Source organism: Tatumella citrea, from assembly GCF_002163585.1.
In the GTDB taxonomy this organism is placed as follows: domain Bacteria; phylum Pseudomonadota; class Gammaproteobacteria; order Enterobacterales; family Enterobacteriaceae; genus Tatumella; species Tatumella citrea.
Window position 1 is genome coordinate 4,255,181 of record NZ_CP015579.1, and the last position, 23,702, is coordinate 4,278,882.

General features: G+C 47.9%; 24 protein-coding genes. 14 read left to right on the top strand and 10 right to left on the bottom strand.

Going from position 1 to position 23,702, the window contains the following annotated elements:
* Positions 1-50 precede the first annotated feature (50 nt).
* Complete coding sequence (gene fimA / locus A7K98_RS20135) at positions 51-638, bottom strand: type 1 fimbrial major subunit FimA (RefSeq protein WP_087490133.1); 588 nt, start codon at positions 636-638, stop codon at positions 51-53.
* Positions 639-1,068: 430 nt separating this feature from the next.
* Here fimA and A7K98_RS20140 point away from each other — a divergent pair, with 430 nt between their 5' ends.
* Positions 1,069-1,998, top strand: coding sequence for a winged helix-turn-helix domain-containing protein (locus A7K98_RS20140; protein WP_157666031.1), 930 nt, complete (start codon positions 1,069-1,071; stop codon positions 1,996-1,998).
* A gap of 9 nt (positions 1,999-2,007) precedes the next feature.
* Positions 2,008-2,481 (top strand): hypothetical protein, encoded by a 474-nt coding sequence (locus tag A7K98_RS20145; protein WP_087490135.1) that lies wholly within the window; start codon positions 2,008-2,010, stop codon positions 2,479-2,481.
* Between the two features lie 314 nt (positions 2,482-2,795).
* On the opposite strand, the gene cpxP is transcribed toward A7K98_RS20145, so the two are convergent.
* A complete protein-coding gene (cpxP, locus tag A7K98_RS20150; protein WP_087490136.1) occupies positions 2,796-3,260 on the bottom strand; it encodes a cell-envelope stress modulator CpxP in 465 nt (154 codons plus the stop codon).
* 150 nt (positions 3,261-3,410) lie between these two features.
* On the opposite strand from cpxP, the gene cpxR reads away from it, so the two are divergent.
* The 3 genes from cpxR to trmL are packed head-to-tail and all read left to right on the top strand — an operon-like array spanning position 3,411 to position 5,986.
* On the top strand, positions 3,411-4,106 hold the full coding sequence (gene cpxR / locus A7K98_RS20155; RefSeq protein WP_087490620.1) for an envelope stress response regulator transcription factor CpxR: 696 nt from the start codon (positions 3,411-3,413) through the stop codon (positions 4,104-4,106).
* Positions 4,103-5,476, top strand: a complete 1,374-nt coding sequence (gene cpxA / locus A7K98_RS20160) for an envelope stress sensor histidine kinase CpxA (RefSeq protein WP_087490137.1) — start codon at positions 4,103-4,105, stop codon at positions 5,474-5,476. The genes cpxR and cpxA overlap by 4 nt, the downstream gene beginning before the upstream one ends.
* 39 nt (positions 5,477-5,515) lie before the next feature.
* Positions 5,516-5,986, top strand: a complete 471-nt coding sequence (trmL, locus tag A7K98_RS20165) for a tRNA (uridine(34)/cytosine(34)/5-carboxymethylaminomethyluridine(34)-2'-O)-methyltransferase TrmL (protein ID WP_087490138.1) — start codon at positions 5,516-5,518, stop codon at positions 5,984-5,986.
* 42 nt (positions 5,987-6,028) lie between these two features.
* On the opposite strand, the gene cysE is transcribed toward trmL, so the two are convergent.
* The 5 genes from cysE to A7K98_RS20190 form a co-directional block, all read right to left on the bottom strand.
* Entirely contained in the window at positions 6,029-6,850 is an 822-nt protein-coding gene (cysE, locus tag A7K98_RS20170) for a serine O-acetyltransferase (RefSeq protein ID WP_087490139.1), read from the bottom strand.
* Between the two features lie 74 nt (positions 6,851-6,924).
* Positions 6,925-7,944, bottom strand: a complete 1,020-nt coding sequence (gene gpsA, locus A7K98_RS20175) for an NAD(P)H-dependent glycerol-3-phosphate dehydrogenase (protein ID WP_087490140.1) — start codon at positions 7,942-7,944, stop codon at positions 6,925-6,927.
* Positions 7,944-8,402: a protein-export chaperone SecB gene (gene secB, locus A7K98_RS20180; RefSeq protein WP_038015971.1), complete on the bottom strand. Its 459-nt coding sequence runs from the start codon at positions 8,400-8,402 to the stop codon at positions 7,944-7,946. Before secB ends, gpsA begins: the two co-directional genes overlap by 1 nt.
* A gap of 42 nt (positions 8,403-8,444) precedes the next feature.
* A complete protein-coding gene (grxC, locus tag A7K98_RS20185; RefSeq protein ID WP_087490141.1) occupies positions 8,445-8,699 on the bottom strand; it encodes a glutaredoxin 3 in 255 nt (84 codons plus the stop codon).
* A 19-nt stretch (positions 8,700-8,718) separates the two neighbouring features.
* Positions 8,719-9,150 carry a rhodanese-like domain-containing protein gene (locus A7K98_RS20190; protein WP_087490621.1) on the bottom strand — a complete coding sequence of 144 codons (432 nt, stop codon included), beginning with the start codon at positions 9,148-9,150 and terminating at the stop codon, positions 8,719-8,721.
* A 251-nt stretch (positions 9,151-9,401) separates the two neighbouring features.
* Here A7K98_RS20190 and envC point away from each other — a divergent pair, with 251 nt between their 5' ends.
* The 6 genes from envC to A7K98_RS20220 all read left to right on the top strand — a co-directional run bounded on the left by envC (position 9,402) and on the right by A7K98_RS20220 (position 16,055).
* The gene (envC, locus tag A7K98_RS20195; protein WP_087490142.1) at positions 9,402-10,703 is read left to right on the top strand and encodes a murein hydrolase activator EnvC; all 1,302 of its coding nucleotides are present in this window, start codon (positions 9,402-9,404) and stop codon (positions 10,701-10,703) included.
* Between the two features lies 1 nt (position 10,704).
* A complete protein-coding gene (locus tag A7K98_RS20200) occupies positions 10,705-11,619 on the top strand; it encodes a divergent polysaccharide deacetylase family protein (protein ID WP_087490143.1) in 915 nt (304 codons plus the stop codon).
* 267 nt (positions 11,620-11,886) lie between these two features.
* On the top strand, positions 11,887-12,819 hold the full coding sequence (gene rfaD, locus A7K98_RS20205) for an ADP-glyceromanno-heptose 6-epimerase (RefSeq protein ID WP_087490144.1): 933 nt from the start codon (positions 11,887-11,889) through the stop codon (positions 12,817-12,819).
* A gap of 14 nt (positions 12,820-12,833) precedes the next feature.
* Positions 12,834-13,895, top strand: coding sequence for an ADP-heptose--LPS heptosyltransferase RfaF (gene rfaF, locus A7K98_RS20210; RefSeq protein ID WP_087490145.1), 1,062 nt, complete (start codon positions 12,834-12,836; stop codon positions 13,893-13,895).
* Positions 13,883-14,854, top strand: coding sequence for a lipopolysaccharide heptosyltransferase RfaC (rfaC, locus tag A7K98_RS20215; RefSeq protein WP_087490146.1), 972 nt, complete (start codon positions 13,883-13,885; stop codon positions 14,852-14,854). The genes rfaF and rfaC overlap by 13 nt, the downstream gene beginning before the upstream one ends.
* Before the next feature lie 193 nt (positions 14,855-15,047).
* Positions 15,048-16,055, top strand: coding sequence for a glycosyltransferase family 9 protein (locus tag A7K98_RS20220; protein ID WP_157666033.1), 1,008 nt, complete (start codon positions 15,048-15,050; stop codon positions 16,053-16,055).
* Here A7K98_RS20220 and A7K98_RS20225 read toward each other — a convergent pair.
* Positions 15,997-17,274 carry an O-antigen ligase family protein gene (locus tag A7K98_RS20225; RefSeq protein WP_087490148.1) on the bottom strand — a complete coding sequence of 426 codons (1,278 nt, stop codon included), beginning with the start codon at positions 17,272-17,274 and terminating at the stop codon, positions 15,997-15,999. The two genes, A7K98_RS20220 and A7K98_RS20225, sit on opposite strands and share 59 nt — an antisense overlap.
* A 239-nt stretch (positions 17,275-17,513) precedes the next feature.
* Positions 17,514-18,488, bottom strand: coding sequence for a polysaccharide deacetylase family protein (locus tag A7K98_RS20230; RefSeq protein ID WP_087490149.1), 975 nt, complete (start codon positions 18,486-18,488; stop codon positions 17,514-17,516).
* 156 nt (positions 18,489-18,644) lie between these two features.
* Here A7K98_RS20230 and A7K98_RS20235 point away from each other — a divergent pair, with 156 nt between their 5' ends.
* Positions 18,645-19,745: a glycosyltransferase gene (locus tag A7K98_RS20235; RefSeq protein ID WP_087490622.1), complete on the top strand. Its 1,101-nt coding sequence runs from the start codon at positions 18,645-18,647 to the stop codon at positions 19,743-19,745.
* A 42-nt stretch (positions 19,746-19,787) separates the two neighbouring features.
* Here the strand turns inward: A7K98_RS20235 and A7K98_RS20240 are convergent, their stop codons facing one another.
* A complete protein-coding gene (locus A7K98_RS20240; protein WP_087490150.1) occupies positions 19,788-20,894 on the bottom strand; it encodes a glycosyltransferase family 9 protein in 1,107 nt (368 codons plus the stop codon).
* 565 nt (positions 20,895-21,459) lie between these two features.
* Here A7K98_RS20240 and rfaQ point away from each other — a divergent pair.
* The gene (gene rfaQ / locus A7K98_RS20245) at positions 21,460-22,533 is read left to right on the top strand and encodes a putative lipopolysaccharide heptosyltransferase III (protein ID WP_087490151.1); all 1,074 of its coding nucleotides are present in this window, start codon (positions 21,460-21,462) and stop codon (positions 22,531-22,533) included.
* Complete coding sequence (locus A7K98_RS20250; protein WP_087490152.1) at positions 22,530-23,660, top strand: glycosyltransferase family 4 protein; 1,131 nt, start codon at positions 22,530-22,532, stop codon at positions 23,658-23,660. The genes rfaQ and A7K98_RS20250 overlap by 4 nt, the downstream gene beginning before the upstream one ends.
* Positions 23,661-23,702: the final 42 nt, after the last annotated feature.

The window sequence follows — 23,702 nt, forward strand, 5'->3', positions numbered from 1 at the left end:
ACATCAGGTCGTTATTCCATTCGTTCCCTGACACGGAGAACCTGTCAGAATTAGTTGTACTGCATAGTAAATACTGCATCCGCGTTTGCCTGACCCGGGGTCGGTGTAGCAGAAGTTGCTTTATAACGAGCAGCAAAGTTCAGAGTGTTAGTACCATCAATTAAGCTGTGGCCTTTACTGAAAGTAGACCCATCCGGGGTCATAACAGATGAATCTTCATCCAGGATTTCGATACCGACACCTGTTGCAGTGGTATCGTTGTCGCCGGAGTTAACTGACAGTAAAGTGGCATCGCTGTCAGTCGTCTGTCCTGAGAATGCAACACGAGCAGTCGTTGCCACAGTAGTATCACAATCATTCAGTACAATTTTGAACGGAATAGTTGCGCTGGTATCACCGATGCTCTGGAAAGATGCTGTACGGTATTGTCCCAGGTTAACTGTCTGATCAGCCGATTCGGTGCTGACCGCACAGGCAGCATTCACCAGACTTCCGTTGAAATGCACAACGCCGCCCTGCACTGTTGTTACGGTATTTCCCGGAGGTGTCGGATCATCTTCACCTTCAGCCTGTACACCTGCAGCAGCCAGTAAAGAAGCTGAAGTCAGCATGGCTAAAATAATTTTATTCAGTTTCATTATATAAGTTCCTGGTGTTCATTAAATAAATTAAGAATTAGTATTCATGGGTAATCTTGTGTCGGAAGGCTGCTTTATAATAATAAAATCAATATTCCTGACAGTTACCTGCTCTCAGACATCACGCCCCATCCCTTGAAGCTTCTAAACATTCATAAATATTGAATACTTAGATGATGAAACATTAATCCAATAACTAATATAACTTTCACTTAGTAGTTATGTTCATCTTAGGATGTCGGGGATAATAATAAGTTAGGAATTTTTCATGATATAATCAAATCTTATTATTATTTGATTAAATTAATAAAGAACAAACAAAACAGTATGTTACGTGATTACTTGAGATGTGAAATTACATCAATTGATGAAAAGGCCACTTTAAGTTAGACTTAATTACAGATAACACAATCCTGCAATGGCATCACACATGAAAAAACATGCTCGTTATTATTGCATTGCCAGTAAAATGATATACGACATCAACCTTCAGACACTCAGCGATCTGAATATGACGATTAGCACACGTTTATTGACGTCAGCTGCTGCATGTTTCATCTGTTTACTGGAAGAGAAAGGAAAAATTGTCAGCCGAAAAGTGCTCATGCATGCAGGCTGGGAACAGCATGGCTTTATCGTTACAACCAATACACTTAACCAAAATATCTTGCTAATAAGAAAAGCTATCGCCCGGATTACAGACGAACCTATCCTTAAAACCGTCTTCCGGCAGGGAATTACCATTCCTGAAGAATTTGACGTAATTGCATTTGAAAGCAAAGACTCACTGGATAATTATATTAATAATAGTTATCAGACAGAAAATGAAACTCCGGCATTGGACAATGCTCACTTTGATGGCGAAATCGTCAGTGAAGAACTGTCAGATCCAGTGACGGTCAAAGAAGACAAATCATTAGAAACGCCAACATACAACTATATTATCGATAATAAACCAACAATCATTACCTATAATCAGAAACCTTCTAAAAATAAATTACCCCGACATTTATTGATTAATATCATTGTTGTGCCATCAATATTAATAATAGTTTTCTTTATTTCTATGTTTAAAATGGTGGATTACTATAGAAATACTAATGCCGGAGACTATCTTCCCCTTGCTGGTTATCAACATACAACTACTGTTGACGGATTTTCTGTTTATCTTGATGAAGAAAAATGCCCCTCCGACTATGCATTACCCTTCCTGGAGCAACACCTCCAGGACTTTCAGAATACCCCGGCTAAAAATCTCTATGTGAGTTGCGAAAAGAATATCAACCGGATATCGGTTTTCCTCTGCAATAAGGATGTTAAAGATCCCACTGCAGAGTGTTCATCTTTTTACTATTTATAAGAAGGCTTCATGAATACTAAAATGTTGTCGATAGGGATAGCGATACTACTGATCACACTTTGCGGTACGTTTTATATCGTCAATAAAAACAGTTCAGACGATAGTTCCATCAACTGTACAGGGCAAATTACTGTCACCAGGAACACCGGGAAGCTCACTATGAATGTTCTTTTCTTTATTGACGATAATGTCAGCACGATTTATCTGCGGGGAGTACTAAAGAGTAACGGTAAGACATATATCCTGAACCGTAGCATTTATGCCAATGTCACCACTAAGAACAACCATTACCGGTTTATCACCCAAAAAATATCTAACGCTCAGGAATTACCCTCCAGCGGGCAGGAGTTTTCCGGTATCTTGCCAAAATACCTGCAGTCGGTGAACTCTCCGCAGGACTTTTTCATCTATAAAATCAATCCGTCCAGATACATATTCACTAACGGCTATATACCATCGCTCTATTGCAAAAAAATCACCTGAAGTCATGGCGAGCAATGTACTGAGCAGGAAGCAGGAAGCAGGAAGCAGGAAGCAGGAAGCAGGAAGCAGGAAGCAGGATAGTCAGATGCCATGACTATGCAACAGAAAAATCTGCGTTCTTCAGGTAGATTCACACCCTCTCTGCTATTTTTTGCAGAGAAGCACACTGAAAAAAGTGAAAATTTATCAGTTACCAAATTTAGGGCAAAAAAAACCCCTCATCGCTGAGGGGGAAGACAGGGATGGTGTCTATGGCAAGGAAAAAGGGATACTACATACTGTTGGTACTGTCTTACGGTAATCAGCATCGCTGCTTACGGTAACCTGCTGACGCTACGTATATTTTCCATACGTAACTCAAAATTTTTCTGTAAAACAGCTTGTTGGTCTGCTGTTAACAGGTTGTACATCTGATGACGAACCTTCGCCATTTCAACTTGCTCGCTGGCATGAATCTCAGCCATTTTTTCAGCCTGGGCCCGAACAGCAGACTCGTTAAAATCTTTTGCTGTTTCAAGGTCATGCATTTTTTCGATATCCGAAAAAGTCATGCCGGACCTGATGTGGCGCGCCTGATACATTAAATCCCGCATTTGCTGGCGCTGCTGTTCAGATAATTCAATGCCATCAAACATATGATTTTGTGAATTCTGCGCCATACTATCTGCTGCTACCGGGATTTCCTGTTCCATCTTATCTTTCATCATCCCGTCACATTTTGCAGAAACCTGACCTGCAAAGGCCAGCGACGAAAGAGCGATGACGATAATTTGGCGCATCCTTGACTCCGGGATTGTTAAACGTTTCTCGACTCAACGAGAACCAGTGTAATCCAGTGGCTGCAAACATCCGTCAGGGGGTGTAAAACTACGTAAAGTGACAACCGGATAACCATGGAACACGGTATTTTTCCTGCGGAGGAAAACATAATGAATAAAATATTGCTGGTTGATGACGATCGTGAACTGACTTCTTTACTGAAAGAATTACTGGAGATGGAAGGGTTTGAGATCGTTGTAGCAGATGACGGCGAACAGGCACTCAGTTTACTGGACAGTTCAATTGATCTGCTGTTGTTGGATGTGATGATGCCAAAGAAAAACGGTATCGATACCCTGAAGGAATTACGCCAGCAACACCAGACGCCTGTCATTATGCTGACCGCCCGCGGCAGCGAGTTAGACAGAGTCCTCGGGTTAGAGTTGGGTGCAGACGACTACCTGCCGAAACCTTTTAATGATCGTGAACTGGTCGCCAGGATTCGCGCAATATTGCGTCGTTCAAACTGGAGTGAACAACAACATACTGATACCACCTCATCCTCATTGCAGGTCGATCACCTGAAATTAAATCCGGGCCGCCAGGAAGCCAGCTTCGATAATGAAGTACTGGAGCTGACAGGTACCGAATTTACTTTGCTCTATTTATTAGCTCAGCATCTGGGACAGGTAGTTTCCAGGGAGCATCTGAGCCAGGAAGTCCTTGGTAAACGCCTCACCCCGTTTGACCGGGCCATTGATATGCATATTTCAAACCTGCGCCGTAAACTTCCGGAACGCCGTGATGGTCATCCGTGGTTTAAGACTTTACGCGGCAGAGGCTACCTGATGGTTTCCGCTTCATGATAAGCAGTTTAACCACCCGTATCTTTGCTATTTTCTGGCTTACGCTGGCTTTAGTATTGATGCTGGTATTAATGGTACCGAAGCTTGATTCACGGCAAATGACGTCATTACTGGAAAGTGAACAACGCCAGGGAATAATGATTGAGCAGCACGTGGAAGCCGAGCTGGCCCAGGACCCGCCAAACGACCTTATGTGGTGGCGGCGGTTGTACCGGGCCATCGACAAATGGGCCCCGCCGGGACAGCATTTGCTGTTGGTCACCTCAGAAGGTCGGGTGATTGGCGCCCGCCATAATGAAATGCAGATTATCCGTAATTTTATCGGCCAGTCTGATAATTCCGATCATCCGCAGAAGAAAACTTATGGCCGTATAGAAATGATTGGCCCGTTTTCAGTTGCGGATGGGGAAGATAACTACCAGCTTTATATGATTCGCCCTGCGACCAGTTCGCAGCTGGATTTCATTAATCTGTTATTTGACCGGCCACTGTTACTGCTGATTGTCACTATGCTGATCAGCTCACCTTTACTGTTATGGCTTGCATGGAGCCTGGCAAAACCAGCCCGTAAACTGAAACAAGCAGCTGATGAAGTCGCCAGTGGTAATTTACGACAACATCCTGAACTTGAATCCGGCCCACAGGAGTTTCTGGCAGCTGGCGCAAGCTTCAATCAGATGGTGAGTGCACTGGAACGAATGATGACAGCACAGCAACGTCTGCTGTCGGATATCAGCCATGAACTGCGTACTCCATTGACACGCCTGCAACTGGCAACAGCCTTGCTGCGGCGTCGTGGTGGGGAGAGTAAAGAGCTGAGCAGAATTGAGACAGAAGCTCAGAGGCTGGACGGAATGATTAATGATCTACTGGTACTGTCCCGCACCCAGCACAATAACGCGCTGGTAAGTGAAGCGATGAAAGCCAACCATTTGTGGAATGGCGTTCTTGAGGATGCAAAATTTGAAGCTGAGCAGATGGGCAAAAAAATGGAAGTTCCCTATCCGCCAGGACCGTGGCCATTATATGGTAACCCGCACGCCCTTGAGAGTGCGCTGGAAAACATTATCCGCAATGCTTTACGCTATTCTCATTCACATATCAGCGTCAGCTTCTCTGTTGACAGAGAAGGTATCACTATTCATGTCGATGATGATGGCCCGGGAGTCAGCCCGGAAGACAGGGAACAGATTTTCCGGCCATTTTATCGCACCGATGAAGCGCGTGATCGTGAGTCCGGCGGTACTGGTCTGGGTCTGGCAATTGTGGATACAGCACTGCAACAACACCACGGCTGGGTTAAAGCGGATGACAGTCCCCTGGGAGGATTACGTCTGACTATCTGGCTTCCGTTATACTCTGCACGTTAATAATTTGATATTCTGCGGCTCTCGTAAGCGGGAGCCAATATGATCAATATCGTTTTATTTGAACCTGAAATTCCACCTAACACCGGCAATATCATCCGCCTGTGCGCTAATACCGGTTTTTCCTTACATATCATCGAACCCCTGGGATTTACCTGGGACGATAAGCGTTTGCGCCGTGCCGGGCTGGATTATCACGAATTTACTTCGGTACGCCGACATGCCAACTATCAGGCATTTATTGACAGTGAACAGCCCGAACGCTTATTTGCGCTTACCACTAAAGGTACTCCGGCGCACAGTGCCGTGGCCTGGCAGGCGGGCGATTATCTGATGTTTGGTCCGGAGAGCCGGGGCTTACCGGCAGATATCCTCAATAGCTTACCTGCCACCCGGAAAATACGCATTCCGATGGTGCCGGAAAGCCGGAGTATGAATCTGTCGAACTCTGTTGCCGTAGTTATCTATGAAGCCTGGCGACAACTTGGCTATGAAGGGGCACTGGTCCGATAACGCCATGAGACGGCCGGGGGACCGACTTCCCCCGAAGCGGGTTTAAATCCCGTCTCCAAATTCAAATCCGGCAATCACACCATTGAAATGCTGATCCATATCCATTGAAGGCTTTTCACTGGTCGGACGGCCAACGATGCGCGCCGGGATACCCGCCACAGTGGTATGTGGTGGAACGGGTTGCAGAACGACAGAGCCGGCACCAATTTTTGCACCACGGCCGACCTCAATATTGCCTAATACCTTAGCGCCGGCACCAATCATGACGCCTTCCCGTATTTTAGGATGACGATCGCCGCAGGTTTTACCTGTCCCGCCCAGTGTGACGGACTGCAGGATCGAGACATCATTCTCGATAACTGCTGTCTCTCCCACCACAATCCCTGTGGCATGGTCCAGCATAATGCCGCAGCCAATGGTTGCGGCCGGATGAATATCAACGCCAAAAGAGACCGAGATTTCATTTTGCAGATAGACAGCCAGAGACCGACGCCCCTCTTTCCATAGCCAGTTGCCAATACGGTAAGCCTGCAACGCATGAAAACCTTTCAGATAGAGTAACGGTGTTGAATATTTATCTACCGCAGGATCTCGCTGACTTACCGCAGTAATATCTCTGGCGGCAAAACGAATCATCGCCGGATCTTTACGATAAGCTTCTTCAACAATTTCGCGAATAGCAATGGCAGGCATAATCGGATTTGCCAGCTTATTGGCCAGCATATAACTCAGAGCACTACCGAGATCTTCATGTTTAAGGAGTGTCGCATGAAAAAAACTGGCCAGCATTGGCTCACCTTCGGCCAGGCTTCTGGCTTCAGCAATAATACTTTCCCAGATTTGTGCTAATTCTTCAGACGACATGACTACACTCCCGATAAAAAAGCGCCCTGTCAGGCGCCTGCATAAGTTTCATGGCTGTTAAAACAAAGATAAATTCAGAGAGTCTCTTTTTCATCTTTTCTTTCACGTCCCAGCAGTGAAAGTGCGGCCTCTCTGGCCGGTTTTCCGCAGTAGAGTACCTGAAAAATCTGTTCAGTAATTGGCATTTCGACACCCGCTCTGGCGGCTAATGCTTTTACTTCTTTGGTATTACGGTAACCCTCTACCACCTGGCCGATGCTTTTTTCAGCATCCGTCACACTGTTACCCTGGCCCAGCAGCATGCCGAAACGACGATTGCGTGACTGATTATCAGTACATGTCAGAACTAAATCACCCAACCCTGCCATTCCCATAAAAGTCGCAGGATCTGCGCCTAATGCAGCCCCCAGTCGGCTCATCTCAGCCAGTCCCCGGGTGATCAATGCCGTTCTGGCATTCGCACCAAAGCCAATACCATCCGAGAGACCGGCACCAATCGCAATCACATTTTTGACCGCACCGCCCAACTGGACGCCGATCAGATCATGATTGCTGTAGACACGGAAACTCTTACCACAATGCAGCTTGTGCTGCAGCGCCTCGGCAAAAACCGGCTCGGTGGACGCGAGAGCAATGGCTGTTGGCATACCTGCAGCCAGTTCTTTGGCAAATGTCGGCCCTGAAATCACCGCCAGAGGAATAGTCTCGCCAAGAATTTCTCTGGCAACAACCTGCAGCAATCTTCCGGTTTCTCGTTCCAGCCCTTTGGTTGCCCATACCAGCCGGGAATCAGCTTCCAGGCAAGGCTTAATCTGACTGAGCACCTCACCAAACACATGGCTTGGAACCACCACCAGAATATCCTGGCTGGCGGCAATAGCGGAGGTCAGAGAGGGTTCAATCACCAGATTATCGGGGAAAGGCACGTCCGGCAGGAATTCCGTATTACAACGGTCGGCCTGCAATCGCTGGAGATGTTGTAGGTTATGTCCCCACAAAACGACCGGATGACCATTACGAGCCAGCGTAATGGCCAAAGCAGTGCCGTAAGAACCGGCACCGATCACACTGACAGAATGACTACGGCTATTCATCAGGCTTCCTGTGAAGCACTACCTTCTTGTTCCTGCAGGTAGTTCATGAATAATGCATCAAAATTGACCGGAGCCAGGTTCAGTTGCGGGAATGTGCCACGGGAAACCAGACCAGAAATACATTCACGTGCATAAGGGAACAGGATGTTCGGGCAGTATGCACCCAGGCAATGCGCCAGCTGAGTCCCTTCAATACCAGCAATAGTAAAGATACCAGCCTGCTGAACTTCACACAGGAAAGCTGTATCTTCACCTACAGTCGCGGTGACGGTAACGCGCAGCACGACTTCAAAAATACCGTCTGCCAGTTGTGAGGATGCAGTATCCAGGTCCAGCTTAACTTCAGGTTCCCACTCTTTCTGGAAAACCTGAGGTGCATTTGGCGCTTCAAAAGAGATATCTTTTGTGTAAACACGTTGGATCTGGAAAGTCATTTCACTGTTATTTTGTTCTGACATGGTACTTGGTCCTGTTAAGTTGAAATTTGTTTCACCTGAGCATCAGGCTTGCAATAAAGGGTCCAGACCGTGTTGTGCCTCAAGGGCATACAGGTCATCGCAACCACCAATATGTTTTCCGTCAATGAAGATCTGAGGTACCGTACTGCGACCACTGCGTTCGATCATACCCGCACGTTTCTCCGCGTCACCATCAATAGCAATCTCATTAAACGCTGCACCTTTTTGTTGTAACAGTGCTTTAGCACGATGACAAAAAGGACAGGTCTGCTTAGTGTAAATATCGATTGTTGCCATTGTCAGCACCTCTGATGAATTATTTACCACGAACCAGCGGCAGGTTTTCACCGCTCCAGCCACTGATACCGTCTTTTAATACTGAAACATTAACAAATCCTGCGGCAGACAGCTGGCTGGCGGCTTCACCGGCAGACTGTCCGGTCGCACAGACCACAATAACCGGCTGGGTTTTAAATTTTTCAATCTCAGCCAGATTGCCTTTTTTGATATCTGCTGCAGCCAGATTTACAGCACCTGAAATATGACCTTTGCGATAATCATCGCGGGAGCGTACATCAACAACCACTGCATCCTGTTTGTTAATCAGGTGAGTCGCTTCACCACGACTGACAGTTTTAACTTTAGAAAACAGCCCCTTAAAAGTAGTAACAATCACCAGTACTAATAAAACTACCCAGGCCAGACACAGGACCAGGTGATTGTGTGCAAATTCCATATAATCTTGCATGAGGGGTAACAACTCCAGACCGGACAAAAATAAGATAATATAAGGGTTCTGAGTATACCTGCGCAGCCTGGCATGTACAGACACTAAACACCTGAAGGCGTGATTTATCCGTCATTTTACCAGGCAAATGCCGGAATTCGACACTCTTCCCTTACCTGTTGTCTGATTATGCCATTAATGCCTGATACAAACTATAAATCCCTGCGGCGAGGCTGGAAAGCAACTATGCATCGTGAAATAATCAGCGCCCTATGACGAAAAAAAAGCCTGTTACCTGCATTTCGCCAGACATTGCAACTCTGCACCGCCACCGGGGCCGGGAATTGCCAAAACTGGCCTCCGGTCTGCTGTATGCGGGCATTTTGTGTTTGCCTTTTGCCCTACATGCCGCTGACGATAACAAAGCACAACTTAAATCAATACAGCAGGATATTGCTAATAAAGAGCAAAGCGTCCGTGTGCAGAAAATTCAGCGCAGTAATTTGCTGGACCAACTGCAAAGCCAGGAAAAAGCCATCGCTCAGGCCAGCAGACAATTACGGCAAACCCAAACTATCCTGAATGGTATAAACCGCGACATCACGGCTCTGACCCGTTCAATTAGTGCACTGGAGAAACGCCAGACCCGGGAAGAGGATTTACTGGCACAACAACTGGATGCTGCATTTCGCCAGGGCCAGCACAGCGGAATTGAACTGCTTCTGAGTGGTGCCGCAGGTCAGAGAAACGATCGGATACTTACCTACTTCACTTATCTGAACCAGGCTCGCCAACAGAACATAGAATCTCTGAAACAGACCCGTGCAGAACTGGCAGAGAAAAAAGGGGTCCTGGTACAGAAACAACAGCAACAACAAGGTTTGCTCACTCAGCAACAGGCTCAGCAGGCCAAATTACAGCAGGCTAAAGCGGCCCGGCAAAAAACCCTCAGTATCCTCGAGTCATCTCTGGAAAAAGATCAGGCGGATTTAGTTGAAATGCGCCAGAACGAAAGCCGGTTGCAGGCGAAAATTGCCCGCGCAGAGCAGGCTGCTAAAGCACGGGCAGAACAGGAAGCCCGCGAAGCAGAACAGGTCAGGCAGCGTCAGGCACAAGCTCAGGCCAAAGGTTCTACCTACCGGCCGACCGAAGGTGAGCAGGAACTGATAGCCAGAACCGGGGGGCTGGGAAGGCCGGCAGGCCAGTACCCATGGCCGGTAAAAGGCAAACTGTTACACAGGTTTGGTGAAACACTGCAAGGTGAACTACGCTGGAAAGGATTAGTGATCGGCGCCCCGGAAGGTACTGAAGTCAGAGCTATCGCCGACGGACGTGTTCTGATGGCAGACTGGTTGCAGGGTTACGGGCTGGTCATCGTCATTGAGCACGGGAAAGGGGATATGACCCTGTATGGTTATAACCAGAGTGCCCTCGTCAATGTCGGAGCTCAGGTCAGAGCCGGGCAACCAATTGCACTGGTCGGGACCAGTGGCGGAAGAGGCGTTCCATCGTTGTATTTTGAAATTCGCCGCCAGGGTCAGGCCGTCAACCCCATCAGCTGGTTAGGAAGATAATGTGTTATATCGTTTAAAGATTGCCACTGTTATCAGTACATTACTTGTCTGTCAGGCGGCATCGGCCGGTAAGCTGGCTATCGTCATCGATGATTTTGGCTACCGGCCAAAAGAAGAAAATCAGGTATTACAGATGCCTGCCGCCATCTCAGTTGCGGTATTGCCTGATGCGACTCATGCCCATGAAATGGCCGTTAAAGCACATCAGACAGGCCACGAAGTGCTGATTCATCTGCCAATGGCTCCTCTCAGCAAGCAACCGCTGGAAAAGAACACCCTGACTCCGGACATGAGCAGCGCAGAAATCGCCAGAATTATTCAGCTAGCGGCAAACCATGTCCCTTACGCAGTTGGCCTGAATAATCATATGGGCAGCAAGATGACCTCCAGTTTGCCTGGCATGATTAAAGTGATGCAGGTGCTAAGCCACTATAATTATTATTTCCTGGACAGTATGACCATTGGCAACAGCCAGTCAGTAAAAGCTGCTCAGGGAACCGGGGTTAAAGTATTAAAAAGAAAAGTTTTTCTTGACGACACGCAGAATGAAGCTGATATCCGTCAGCAGTTTCTTCGCGCCGTCAAACTGGCCGAACGTGATGGTTCAGCGATAGCCATAGGCCATCCTCATCCGACGACAGTCAGAGTGCTGCAACAGATGCTGGCACACCTGCCTGCTGATATCACACTGGTTCGCCCAAGCCAGTTACTGAATGAGAGTGTTCATTCATCGGATACACAACCAGTTAAGACACCATCATCTCCGGTGAAAAAACCGTTGAGCGGATCAGCCCTGGCTGCACAATGCCATACTCAGTCACCACCGAAACCACTGGTACCGGCAAAAGGCATTGAAATTATTTATAACACCATCAAAAACAGTCAGTTTATCAAGGATTTAAAAGCCATCTTTTAAACCTTGCGGCCATCTTTTTCGTCAGGAAAAGATGGCGCTCCATACAACAACAATCAGATATACCCGTCTCACTTTTCCCTCCAGCCTCTGACCTGCGTGTACTTTTCAGGTAAACCTTTCATCATCATAGTGAAAAAATGTGTAGCAGATCGACTGAAGCAAGGTTTCAGCGAGAACATACCCTGCCTTTACGGTGTCTGAAATGGTATGATCGCCCGATATAAACGTGGCATTCCATACTTCACGTATTCACTTAAAGGTACGCTTATGATTATCGTTACTGGTGGCGCCGGCATGATCGGCAGCAATATTGTAAAAGCACTCAATGATCGCGGACATAGTGACATTCTGGTCGTAGATAACCTGAAAGATGGTACTAAATTTGCCAATCTTGCTGACCTGAATATCAGTGATTACATGGATAAAGAAGAGTTTCTTGTCAGCGTACTGGCAGGTGATGATTTCGGCCCTGTTGAAGCGGTCTTCCATGAAGGTGCCTGCTCGTCCACCACTGAGTGGGACGGTAAGTATATGATGGATAACAATTACCAGTATTCAAAGGAGTTGCTGCACTTCTGCCTGGACCGCCAGATTCCGTTCCTGTACGCCTCTTCTGCTGCAACTTACGGTGGCCGGAATGATAACTTTATCGAAGAGCGCCAGTACGAAGCACCTCTTAATGTCTACGGCTACTCAAAAATGCTGTTCGATCAATATGTTCGCAGCATCCTGCCTGAAGCCGAATCCCCGGTTTGCGGTTTCCGTTATTTTAACGTGTACGGCCCGCGGGAAGGCCATAAAGGTAGCATGGCCAGCGTTGCCTTCCATCTGAACACGCAAATCACTAACGGTGAAAACCCGAAACTGTTTGCCGGCAGTGAAAACTTCCAGCGGGATTTCATCTCAGTACAGGACGTTGCCGCGGTTAACTTGTGGTGCTGGGAAAACAACGTTTCCGGCATCTATAACTGTGGTACCGGCCGGGCTGAATCTTTCCAGGCTGTTGCGGATGCTGTTCTGGCCTGGCACGGTAAAGGCGAGGTGGAATACATTCCGTTCCCTGAAAAACTGAAAGGTCGCTATCAGGCTTATACTCAGGCCGACCTTAGTAACCTGCGTGCTGCCGGTTACGATAAGCCGTTTAAAACGGTAGCAGAAGGCGTGACCGAATATATGGCGTGGCTGAACAACAAAGCATAAGAGACTTTCCGGCGATGAAAATATTGGTGATCGGCCCTTCGTGGGTTGGCGATATGATGATGTCTCAAAGCCTTTATCGCACGCTGAAAGCGCAATACCCGGAGGCTATCATCGATGTGATAGCCCCGGCGTGGTGCCGGCCGTTATTATCCCGGATGCCTGAAGTCAGTCAGGCGATTGCGATGCCCATTGGCCATGGTTCACTGGCTATCAGTGAACGCCGCCGTATAGGCCATTCACTGCGTGATAATCATTATGATCGGGCCTATGTGCTGCCAAATTCCTTTAAATCAGCACTGATCCCTTTTTTCGCCGGAATTAAACAACGCATTGGTTGGCGGGGAGAAATGCGCTATGGCTTACTGAACGATGCCAGAGTGCTAAACAAACCGGCATTCCCTTTAATGGTAGAGCGTTACGTTGCCCTGGCCTACCCGGCCGGAGAAATAACAACGGCAGCAGCTCTGCCCCGTCCGTTGTTATGGCCACAACTCAGCGTCACCGAAGCAGAAAAAACAGAAACAGCCAGTCTGTTCTCATTGTCGTCAGACCGGCCGTTGATTGGATTCTGCCCGGGAGCTGAATTTGGACCAGCCAAACGCTGGCCTCACTATCATTATGCCGCTCTGGCACAAAAGTTGATTGCCAGGGGATACAGCGTCGTGTTGTTTGGTTCAGACAAAGACCATGAAACCGGTGAAGACATCCTCAACAGCCTCGATACCGATGACACACCGTTTTGCCACAACCTGGCCGGTAAAACCCGACTAGAGCAGGCGGTCATTTTACTCGCCAGCTGTGCCGCGGTAGTAAGTAATGATTCTGGTCTGATGCACATTGCCGCAGCTTTACATCGTCCTTTAGTGGCATTGTATGGGCCCAGCAGCCCCGATTTCACCCCGCCATTATCCAATCAGGCCCGGGTGATTCGCCTGATTACCGGCTATCACAAAGTCCGAAAAGGCGAAGCAGACCTCGGTTATCATCAGAGTCTGATTGATATAAAACCTGCGCGTGTTATGGATGAACTGAACTTATTACTGACCCCTCCGCAGGAGAATGAATGCAGGTCCTGATTGTTAAAACTTCCTCCATGGGGGATGTAATTCATACTCTTCCGGCACTGACCGATGCCATGCAGGCAATTCCGGGAATACGTTTTGACTGGGTAGTTGAAGAAAATTTTAGCCAAATCCCTGGCTGGCACCCGGCAGTTGATCAGGTGTTACCCATTGCTATTCGTCGCTGGCGTAAACACTGGTTTGGTATCCAACAGCGGGAAGAGCGTTTCCTTTTTAAGCAAAAGCTTCGCCAGCGCCAGTACGATATTATTATCGATGCCCAGGGGCTGATTAAAAGCGCAGCTCTGGTCACCCGGCTGGCACATGGTGAAAAGCATGGTGCTGACAAAAACAGTGTCAGGGAGCCTTTTGCCTGTTGGTGGTATGACAAACGCCATGCGATTAAACAGCAACAACACGCTGTTGAACGCATTCGTGATCTGTTTGCGAAAAGTTTGGGGTATGAGAAACCGGCCACGCGCGGAGACTATGCTATCGCCGGGCACTTTACCCACGATCTGCCTGCTGATGCCGGGCGTTATATGGTATTTCTGCATGCCACCACCCGCGATAATAAACACTGGCCTGAACAACACTGGCGCGAATTAATTAACAAGGTCACCGGGCGTGATTACTGCGTAAAACTACCCTGGGGTACCGACGCTGAATATCAGCGAGCCGTAAGACTGGCAGAAGGAAACCCGCAGGTAACCGTATTACCGCGACTAACGCTGGCTGAAGTAGCCCGTGAACTGGCAGGAGCAAAAATCGTTGTTTCAGTCGATACCGGTCTGAGCCATCTGGCTGCTGCCCTGGACAGACCAAATATCACACTTTATGGCCCAACCGATCCCGGCCTGATTGGTGGCTATGGTAAAAATCAGTTAGCCCTGCGTCCGGAAAGCAGCGATAGCATGGGTGATATATCAGCAGAACAGGTTGATCAGCAGATCCAGCTGTTGCTGAATCAGTGAACAATAGCCGGCCCGCAGTACCGAACAAACTGCCGGTAGCTGACAGTTATCTGACTTTCATTTAAAACGGTTGATGATGATGTGGAAAAAAATAAAATACTGGAACCGGCAAAAGAACCATCTGCTTCGTCAGCTAAAGTTAAAACTGGTACGGTTACTCTTTGATACCGCCAGCCGCCGGACAGCATTGGATTTGACCAGAATAAAAAAAGTGCTGATTCTGCGGGATGACAACAAAATTGGCGATATGATTGTCTCAACCGGACTGTTCAGCCAACTGCACGCTGCCGGCATTTGCGTGGATGTTGTTGCCGGAAAAGATAATGCCTTTATCGCTGAGGCGATGCCCCAGGTAAACAATATTCTGCTTTATCCCCGTAAAACTGGAAAGATTCTGAAGGCCGCCTGGCAACTGCGTCGGCGCAACTATGATATGGTGATCGACTTTGGTGATTATTTATCACCGGTTTATTACAGTTTTATCAGCCTGATCAATGCCCGACATACTCTCGGCTTTAATAAATCTGCCTTTTATCGTTATGATCTGAATATTGATGCCCCTGCACTGGATGAGCATGTCACATGTCGTTATAAGCGGGTATTAGCCTTGTTCGGTTTACCTTCAGACCACTACCAATACCAGCTTGCGGTGCCTGAAGCCGGACAACAGAAAGCGATGGAATTTATCCATACACTTAACTCACAGCAATTCGTGGTGATAAACCCTTTTGCGGCAGGTAACGATCGTACCTTGTCACATCAGCAAGTTGTCACACTGACAAACATGATTGGTGAAGCAGACTCGCAACTGCAGGTGGTAGTCATTGGCCCGCCTGCACCTCTGGCCGCTTTGCAGTTGCCGGCACCCGTCATAAAAAACCCGATACCTTCATTCTGGAGTGCCGTGGTGCTGGTACAACATGCAAAGCTTATCATTTCACCTGATACATCCTGGGTACATGTGGCCTGCGCTTACCAGACTCCACTTATCGCACTGTATAAAAGTAAAATTATCGATGGTGGATTAATCAACAACAAAGTCTGGGCACCAAACTTTCAGCCCTCGACTCAAATCATCACCGATAAGCAGAGTGTTGCGGAGATAGATCCCCGGGACCTCTCCGCCGCATTGCATAAATATCTTACTCCTCAGGCTGGCTCTGATCAGGCCAACGAGGTGTATAAAGACATGACAGCGTAATCATTAACCCGAAAAATATGGTCTGCTCCCGGCTAATCAGTAACACATCGGTCAGACCATATCCGATAAGACATAACAGCGTCAGCAGCAGCAGTGTGTTTTTCTGCCTGATGCTCTGGCGCAGTATCACCAGATATAGTCCCCAAAGTACTACCAGCCCGATAATTCCCTGCTGACTTGCCGTTTCAATACTTTCATCATGCAAATGCACCATCGCATAATCAAGGGCCGATTTATCAGTGTTGTGTTGATCCACATACCGGCTCATATAGGCAAAACGCTGTTCTAAACTCATCCCCCAGGGATGTTGTTCAAAAACGGCCAGACCGACCTGCCACATAGCCAACCGCGTGCCCAGCGAAGTCGCATCATTACCATGACTTTTCAGGTAAACACTCAAATCACTGCTGGTAGAATGTACACGGTCAGTCACTTCCCCTTTAAAGGCGAACATCAGACAAACCATTGCCAGCAACGCCGCCAGAACGATTCGGAACTTGTACCGGGAGCGGGAATTGAACAGAAGGCAAACCAGAAAAATTAACGGGTGCAGCACCATTGTAGAACGGGTACCGGTATGCAGAACCAGCCAGTAAGAACTCAGAAAGACAGCAAAAGCCAGTACATACCCTCGTAATGACTCACGGGACAACAGCAGAAAAGCCAGAGTCAGGCTGATGCATGAATACATATAAGATGCATCAGTTGCCCTGGTATTATGAAATTCAATCCTGTCCATGCCTCTGGCTACCTGGATAACACCAATCACCGACGTAAGCAGAAATGCCAGCCAGAACACCGCTTTGAACATCCAGGTTTTGTCCGGAAGAACGTGGCGATATTTTGTCAGGCAAACCATGATCAGAACGACGAAAAACAAGCGTTTTCCTGCCTGCATATGTGCGTTATACATATTTGCTATTGCCGCATCCCCGTAAAAAACCAGAAACCAGATGACTTTTACCAATGCCAGTAGCAACAGCATCAGTGAAACAGAGGTTAAAGGATGGCGGAACTGGCGAATATTCAGACAAAAAACTACCAGCGCGATATAACCGGCGATAAAAAAACAGTTTCTGGAAAGTGATGAATCCACCAGCGTAAAAATAACTGATACACAGACGAGAAAAAAACAGCACACCGGCAACAGGCGATGACTTGTTTTTCCTCCGGTCATCCCGGAGATTCGGGAGGAAATAGCAGTAAAAAGAGTATTCATTTCAATACGGTTACCTGGTTGCAGTCAAAATTCAGGGCTGCCAGGGCAGGTGCGCCCGGCAAAGACTGAGACTGGTATTTTATCCGGGGAAAATCAGCATAACCTTAAACACTCAGCAAAAAATCAGCCTTGTCTGGAAAATCGAAACCACAATCGGTAAGAAATGCCAGATTGTGGTCTGTCAGCCAATGGCAAAAACTGAGCAGGCATTATCCCGTCTGGAATACCGGCCCTGTAGTTTAAGATGCCGGTGGATGACGTTCGACGTAATACTGATAATATTCAAACAATGTCATGCCACGGGTTCGGGAACTGAGCCATTCAAACAATTGCTCAAGATTCTCATACAGCATCTCAATATCTGCCTCTGTCTTAAATGTCGGGCTGCCGCCAGGCATAAATTCGGAGGAGTGCAGCATAAATTCTACATAATCTCCCCCTGTGGCTAAGTTTTTCTCTACCACCCGCTTCATCGCCGGCAAATTATCTCTGGATGGGCGCAGCCAGTAGACCGAAGGAGCCCGTTGCCGGCCTCTGAGCTTATCCACGCCTTGCTTTAAGCGGGTAACTAACGGAGAGTGTTTGTAATCTGTACTCATGGGAACTTCCAGCAGCCCCCGGGATGCAGGTTTGGAAATATCTTGCGGATCAATGAAATACGCCTGATCCGGGAAATGGGTATAATCCGTTCCACCGTTGCCCTGCGGAGCTCCCTGATTAAAACGCCAGTTAACACGAGGAGTCACTGAGCAGTCGACACAATAACCCAGTTCACTCAGTATCGCGGCATAACGCTGATCAAACGCCCAGCGGCCAGCGCGGTGGCTGCGCATAGGCGTACCAAAAGACTCTTCCAGCAATTCGGTCATAAACCGGACTTTGGCTTTCAGTAAATCATCAGGATATTCAATCAGGTAAGGCTGCCATTTCCAGTCATCTTCAGTCAGCGGTTGTTCCGGGGGGCTGTTCCAGGCATGCAGATGCATCCCTACTTCCCCCTGATTTCTGGCAACCACATCGCTGGCAAACTCAACGTAGGCAGGGTCGCTTGCCATTTCATAATTTGTCAGCCAGGTAGGCTTAAACTGGTATTTTTCACATAACGCCTGAAAACGCGGCAAAAATCGGGTGTTATCCGTGGTGATCTTACGGTGATTTTGCCAAAGGTTGTCACCTTCAGTATCGATTGTGATAAGGAAAGCCGGTTTGGTCATGGGTTATCTCTGATGTTTACCTGAAGGTTTTCTGTTATTTTTGCATACATTCACAGGAGCGCCGGTCTGTATCTGTAACGGCCCCCTCAGCCCGCGGCGATCAGTTAACGCCTTCACAGTAAAAGGATATCAACAGTGTCACAGCATCATATCGTAATGATTATTGATGGTTTGCCCGGAGGCGGCGCTGAAAAAGTAGTTATCACCCTTAGCCAGGGTCTGCTGGCTCTTGGGCATCGGGTCTCACTGCTTTCGTTACGCGATGTCTGTAATTATACACTACCAGAAGGTATTGATTACCGGGTGATTGCCGATACTTCCCGTAGTCCCTGGAGAAAACTGACCGAGCTTTCACGTCGTGCCGGGCAGCTGGATAAGGCCTTCCGCCAACTGGTTTCACAACATGGCTCAGCCGATCTGGTGATCTCTCATTTACATAAAACCGACCGGATTGTTCGTCGGAGCCAGGCCATCGATCCGCGAAAAACCTGGTTCTGCCTGCATGGTGTCTTCTCTGGTTCCTACCTTGGACACCGTACCGGCTTCTCACGTTGGCTGAAAGCAAAAAAAATTCACAGGGTTTATCAGCAACGTAACATTATTGGGGTTTCACGCTATGTAGCCGATGACCTCTGCCGGCATTTTTCGGTCACCCCTGCAAACCAGCAGGTGATCGCAAACCCTTTCGATTTCAATGCCATTCTGACCCTCGCCGCTGAACCGCTCTCTCTACCGGAAAAAAGTTTCCTGTTACATGTCGGGCGTTTTCACGAAGTTAAGCGTCACGATCGCTTACTAAAAGCCTACGCCCTGAGCGGCCTGAGATGGCCACTGGTACTTTTAGGTGAAGGCAATGCAGAACGTACCGAACAGTTGAAACAACTTGCCCGTGAGCTCAATATCGCCGAACGAGTTATTTTCGAGGGATTTCACAGCAATCCTTATAGTTGGATCAAAAATGCCCGGATGCTGGTTCTAAGTTCTGACAGTGAAGGCTTTGGTAATGTACTGGTGGAGGCACTAATATGCGGTACCCAGGTCGTCAGTACCCGTTGCCCTGGCGGGCCACCCGAAATTCTCACTGGCAATCTGGCCGCCGGGCTGGCCGAACTGACGGCTGAATCTCTGGCAGCAACAATGCAGCAGACAGACAGTCATCCGGTCACCATTGATCCACAGGTTGTGAGTCATTATCAGTTAGACACTATTTGTCGTCGCTACCTGAACCTGATCACCGCAGAAAACACGAATAAGTAAGCCTTCGGATATTAACCTGCCAGCCCTGCGCTGGCAGATCTTTCAGACAGAAGCCTGTAACGAGGTTTTCATCTCACAGAGCATGGTAAAAACATCATCGACCGGGATAGCTTTCAATGGTTCCTGTTTGTCGGTAACCCGTGGATCACTCATTGGCAGATAGACATACCGATGCAAATGGCGATCCTGGTATGGACCGCTGCTTTCCGGCGATTCCGTTACAAACAGGCTGAGGGTAGGTGTTTTCAGGGCAAGGGCCAGGTGTAATGGCCCGGTATCGCCAGTAACCAGGATATCCATTGAAGAGATAACACCTAACAGCTCTGGCAGGCTGGTTTTACCGACATAGCTGGTGATCGCGTCGGTCGTTTGAGGGTTTACGCATGCCAGAACCTGCTCAGCAAGCCCTGTTTCCGCAGGCGATCCGATTAATGCAATTTCACTTCCCGGAAACTGCTGAACAATTCTGTCGGCCAGTTCGGCAAAATAGCGAGGCGGCCAGCAACGAATACTGGTTGATGCTCCCAGCTGAAAGCCAACCCGAAACGTTCCGGGCTGTTTATCAATGGGTTTATAATCGCAAGGTACGGCCATATCAACATTATCTCTGGCACATCCCAGAGCTGATGCCAGTTCCATTTTTCGGGCAATAATATGGCCGGGAAACTGATCAAGCCCGTAGGTCAGCCAACGGGACATTTTGCCAATTTCTTTACCGTAATTATCTCGCACCAGATAGCGACATCCACTCATAGCAGCGCTTATCACATCATAAGGAAGATGAGAATGCAGCATTACCGCTAATTCCGGAGAAAAACGTTTCGCCTGACGAGAAAATTGGGTTATCGAGCCAAACTTGTTATTCCAGAACAACACATCATCGTAGAAATCACGCCGGGTGAGTAACTGTTTATATTTGGGATGTGCAACCAGAACAATATGTGCTGCCGGATAACGCTGGCGGATGGCCCGAAGCGCCGGGGTATTGAACATATAATCCCCCAACGCAGTAGTGGAATACACCAGAATAGAACGAAACTCCTGCTGAGGCAGTTGCTCTCTTTTCTCTGCTGTACTGAGTGACCGACGATAGAAAAGCCCCAGCCAGGCATCCACTAACCCTATTTTTCTCTTCTTACTTTCTCTCATTTTTAACTAGCTTGTTCCTGATAGTGTAAACCGGCGAAAAAAAATCAAGTGAAATCAGATGCAAAGAAACAGTCATCCTGCCATCCCCGGAATCCACGGGGCTTCTGTGCTACGGCGCTTCAGTATAAAGAAAAATCGCACTTCGCAGGACGGCACAATCCGTCACATAGTACCACTATGCCTGTCATAGCTGTCGGTTGTTTTGTGCGCGCGTCATATTTGCACTGTTATACAGACCCTTTCAGGGGTAAAAAATTCGGCAACGACAGATAAAGCCCCAATAATCTGTGAATAACCCGTCAACCTGCACGCCATACAGTTCAGAGACAGCTATAGGACTTCACCTGCATATTTCACCCCACATTCATTTTTATTTGTTACAGTGTGGCGGTTTCAAAAATGATTCAACGTTGCGTTAATCATCAGTAATACATTCTGAATATGCCAGACCCGAACTTGCCGCAAAAATCCGGGTCTGAAAATAGCACAGAAACCGGATCTCTCTGGTTTGGGACTACCTGATCTCCAGGGCCTGAGTTATTTAAATTTAACATAAGTGACAAGTATGAGTCATACGCCAGTATCAGCTTTATCTCCGCAGAGAATACTGATTATTAAATTGCGCCATCATGGTGACATGCTGCTGATAACTCCGGTTATCGGATCGCTGCACGATAATTATCCTGACGCCCAAATCGATGTTCTGCTGTATAAAGAAACTGAGCCAATGCTGGTCAATCATCCGCTAATCTCACACTGCTTTTTTATCGATCGTCGTTGGAAAAAACAGGGCGTACGCCGCCATATTGGCCATGAATGGCGTTTACTTCGCACGCTCCGGGCACAGAACTATGATCTAGTCATTAATCTTGCCGACCAGTGGCGCAGCGCCTTACTCACCCGTTTTACCGGTGCCAGACAACGTCTCGGTTTTGATTACCCTAAACGCAAAGGCATACTGTGGAAAAAGTGTCACACCCAACTGGTCCCTGTCACCGATCATGAGCAGTTACATACCGTCGAACAGAATCTTTCCCTGCTAAAACCGCTACACCTGCCACATATCAATACCCGGGCAATGATGAGTTATCTTCCGGCAGATCATGAATTTATTCAGCAATTACTGGCAGAACAACAGGTAGCAGCGCGGTATATCGTGATCCATCCTACATCACGCTGGTTTTTTAAATGCTGGTCAGAAGAAAAAATGGCCAGTCTTATCACGCAGTTGGCTGCGGAAGGCTATTCAGTTGTTCTGACATCTGGCCCGGACCATGCTGAGACAGAAATGGTGAGCCGGATACAGTCAATGAGCAAAGGTGACCATATCGTTTCTCTGGCAGGAAAAATGACACTGCCTCAGTTGGCTGCACTGATCGATCATGCTGCATTATTTATTGGTGTTGATTCGGTGCCGATGCATATGGCTGCGGCACTGAATACTCCTTATGTTGCACTATTCGGTCCCTCCAAACTCACTCTCTGGCATCCATGGGAAGGCAGAGGAACCGTACTGTGGGCCGGAGATTTTGGCCCGTTACCTCATCCGGATGATATTAAAACAGATACCGACGAACGCTATCTGGATTTAATTCCGGTTCAGGCTGTTCTCACCCCGGCACAGGATCTGCTGAAATGAAAAAAATACGTCTGGCAATCGTTCGTCAGAAATACCGACCGGACGGCGGCGCCGAACGCTTTGTCTCACGGGCTCTGGAAGCCCTGGATCACAAAGATATGGAACTGAATGTCATTACCCGCCAGTGGCAGGGTGACAGCAATCCTGACTGGCATATTCATATCTGCAACCCAATGAAATGGGGTCGGATCAGCCGTGAAAAGGGATTTGCTAAAGCCGCCCGTAAACTCTGGCAGCATAAAGGGTTTGATATTGTTCAGAGCCATGAGCGTATTGCCGGATGTGATATTTACCGTGCCGGAGATGGTGTACATAAGCGCTGGTTGTTGCAGCGTTCACGCATTTTACCGCGCTGGCAGCAACGCAGGTTAATGGCTGATCGCTATCATCGTTATGTGATGCAAGCCGAGCGTGAAATGTATACCTCGCCTCATCTGAAAGCTGTCATCTGTAATGCTGAAATGGTGAAACGCGAAATAATCGAAGACTTTTCGCTGCCAGCCGAAAAAATACATGTCATCTACAATGCTATCGATCATCACAAATTTTGCCCGGCAGACTCTTCACAACGAGAAGCCTTACGGCAGCAGCATTCCATACCACAGCAGGCTCACTGCCTGATCTTTGTCGGTTCAGGTTTTGAACGGAAAGGACTCAGGGCAGCAATCCAGGCCGTTTCCGCGACCGACAGTCATTTGCTGGTTGTGGGGCGTGATAAAACTGAGCAACAGTATCAGCAGCTGGCAAGCTCCCTGGGATGTGAGCAGCGGGTTCACTTTGTTGGTATGCAGCCACAGACGCTGCCGTTTTATCAGCTTGCAGACGGTTTATTGCTACCGACGTTATATGACCCTTTCCCGAATGTCATTCTTGAAGCCATGTCCTGCGGACTGCCAGTGATTACCAGTACTCACTGTGGCGGTGCTGAATTTATTCGCCCCGGAGAAAATGGATTCGTGACGGATGCTCTGGATATCCCGGCATTAATTCTGGCCATAAAAAAGTTACCTGCCAATGGTCCGGTTTCACCGATGGGGCAACTGGCGAGACAAACTATTCTGCCTTACACTCCGGCACATCTTTCTGAACAGTTGTTCCGGCTCTACGAAAAATTATTGTCCGCCTAGTGATGTGAAATTCGCATTTATGACGGGAGAATAGCAGGCTGG

Excerpts from the sequence above, each read along its gene's own strand:
- fimA (WP_087490133.1), bottom strand. The coding sequence starts at position 638 with ATGAAACTGAATAAAATTATTTTAGCCATGCTGACTTCAGCTTCTTTA.
- A7K98_RS20140 (WP_157666031.1), top strand. The coding sequence starts at position 1,069 with ATGAAAAAACATGCTCGTTATTATTGCATTGCCAGTAAAATGATATAC.
- A7K98_RS20145 (WP_087490135.1), top strand. The coding sequence starts at position 2,008 with ATGAATACTAAAATGTTGTCGATAGGGATAGCGATACTACTGATCACA.
- cpxP (WP_087490136.1), bottom strand. The coding sequence starts at position 3,260 with ATGCGCCAAATTATCGTCATCGCTCTTTCGTCGCTGGCCTTTGCAGGT.
- cpxR (WP_087490620.1), top strand. The coding sequence starts at position 3,411 with ATGAATAAAATATTGCTGGTTGATGACGATCGTGAACTGACTTCTTTA.
- cpxA (WP_087490137.1), top strand. The coding sequence starts at position 4,103 with ATGATAAGCAGTTTAACCACCCGTATCTTTGCTATTTTCTGGCTTACG.
- trmL (WP_087490138.1), top strand. The coding sequence starts at position 5,516 with ATGATCAATATCGTTTTATTTGAACCTGAAATTCCACCTAACACCGGC.
- cysE (WP_087490139.1), bottom strand. The coding sequence starts at position 6,850 with ATGTCGTCTGAAGAATTAGCACAAATCTGGGAAAGTATTATTGCTGAA.
- gpsA (WP_087490140.1), bottom strand. The coding sequence starts at position 7,944 with ATGAATAGCCGTAGTCATTCTGTCAGTGTGATCGGTGCCGGTTCTTAC.
- secB (WP_038015971.1), bottom strand. The coding sequence starts at position 8,402 with ATGTCAGAACAAAATAACAGTGAAATGACTTTCCAGATCCAACGTGTT.
- grxC (WP_087490141.1), bottom strand. The coding sequence starts at position 8,699 with ATGGCAACAATCGATATTTACACTAAGCAGACCTGTCCTTTTTGTCAT.
- A7K98_RS20190 (WP_087490621.1), bottom strand. The coding sequence starts at position 9,150 with ATGCAAGATTATATGGAATTTGCACACAATCACCTGGTCCTGTGTCTG.
- envC (WP_087490142.1), top strand. The coding sequence starts at position 9,402 with ATGACGAAAAAAAAGCCTGTTACCTGCATTTCGCCAGACATTGCAACT.
- rfaD (WP_087490144.1), top strand. The coding sequence starts at position 11,887 with ATGATTATCGTTACTGGTGGCGCCGGCATGATCGGCAGCAATATTGTA.
- rfaF (WP_087490145.1), top strand. The coding sequence starts at position 12,834 with ATGAAAATATTGGTGATCGGCCCTTCGTGGGTTGGCGATATGATGATG.
- rfaC (WP_087490146.1), top strand. The coding sequence starts at position 13,883 with ATGCAGGTCCTGATTGTTAAAACTTCCTCCATGGGGGATGTAATTCAT.
- A7K98_RS20225 (WP_087490148.1), bottom strand. The coding sequence starts at position 17,274 with ATGAATACTCTTTTTACTGCTATTTCCTCCCGAATCTCCGGGATGACC.
- A7K98_RS20230 (WP_087490149.1), bottom strand. The coding sequence starts at position 18,488 with ATGACCAAACCGGCTTTCCTTATCACAATCGATACTGAAGGTGACAAC.
- A7K98_RS20235 (WP_087490622.1), top strand. The coding sequence starts at position 18,645 with ATGATTATTGATGGTTTGCCCGGAGGCGGCGCTGAAAAAGTAGTTATC.
- A7K98_RS20240 (WP_087490150.1), bottom strand. The coding sequence starts at position 20,894 with ATGAGAGAAAGTAAGAAGAGAAAAATAGGGTTAGTGGATGCCTGGCTG.
- rfaQ (WP_087490151.1), top strand. The coding sequence starts at position 21,460 with ATGAGTCATACGCCAGTATCAGCTTTATCTCCGCAGAGAATACTGATT.
- A7K98_RS20250 (WP_087490152.1), top strand. The coding sequence starts at position 22,530 with ATGAAAAAAATACGTCTGGCAATCGTTCGTCAGAAATACCGACCGGAC.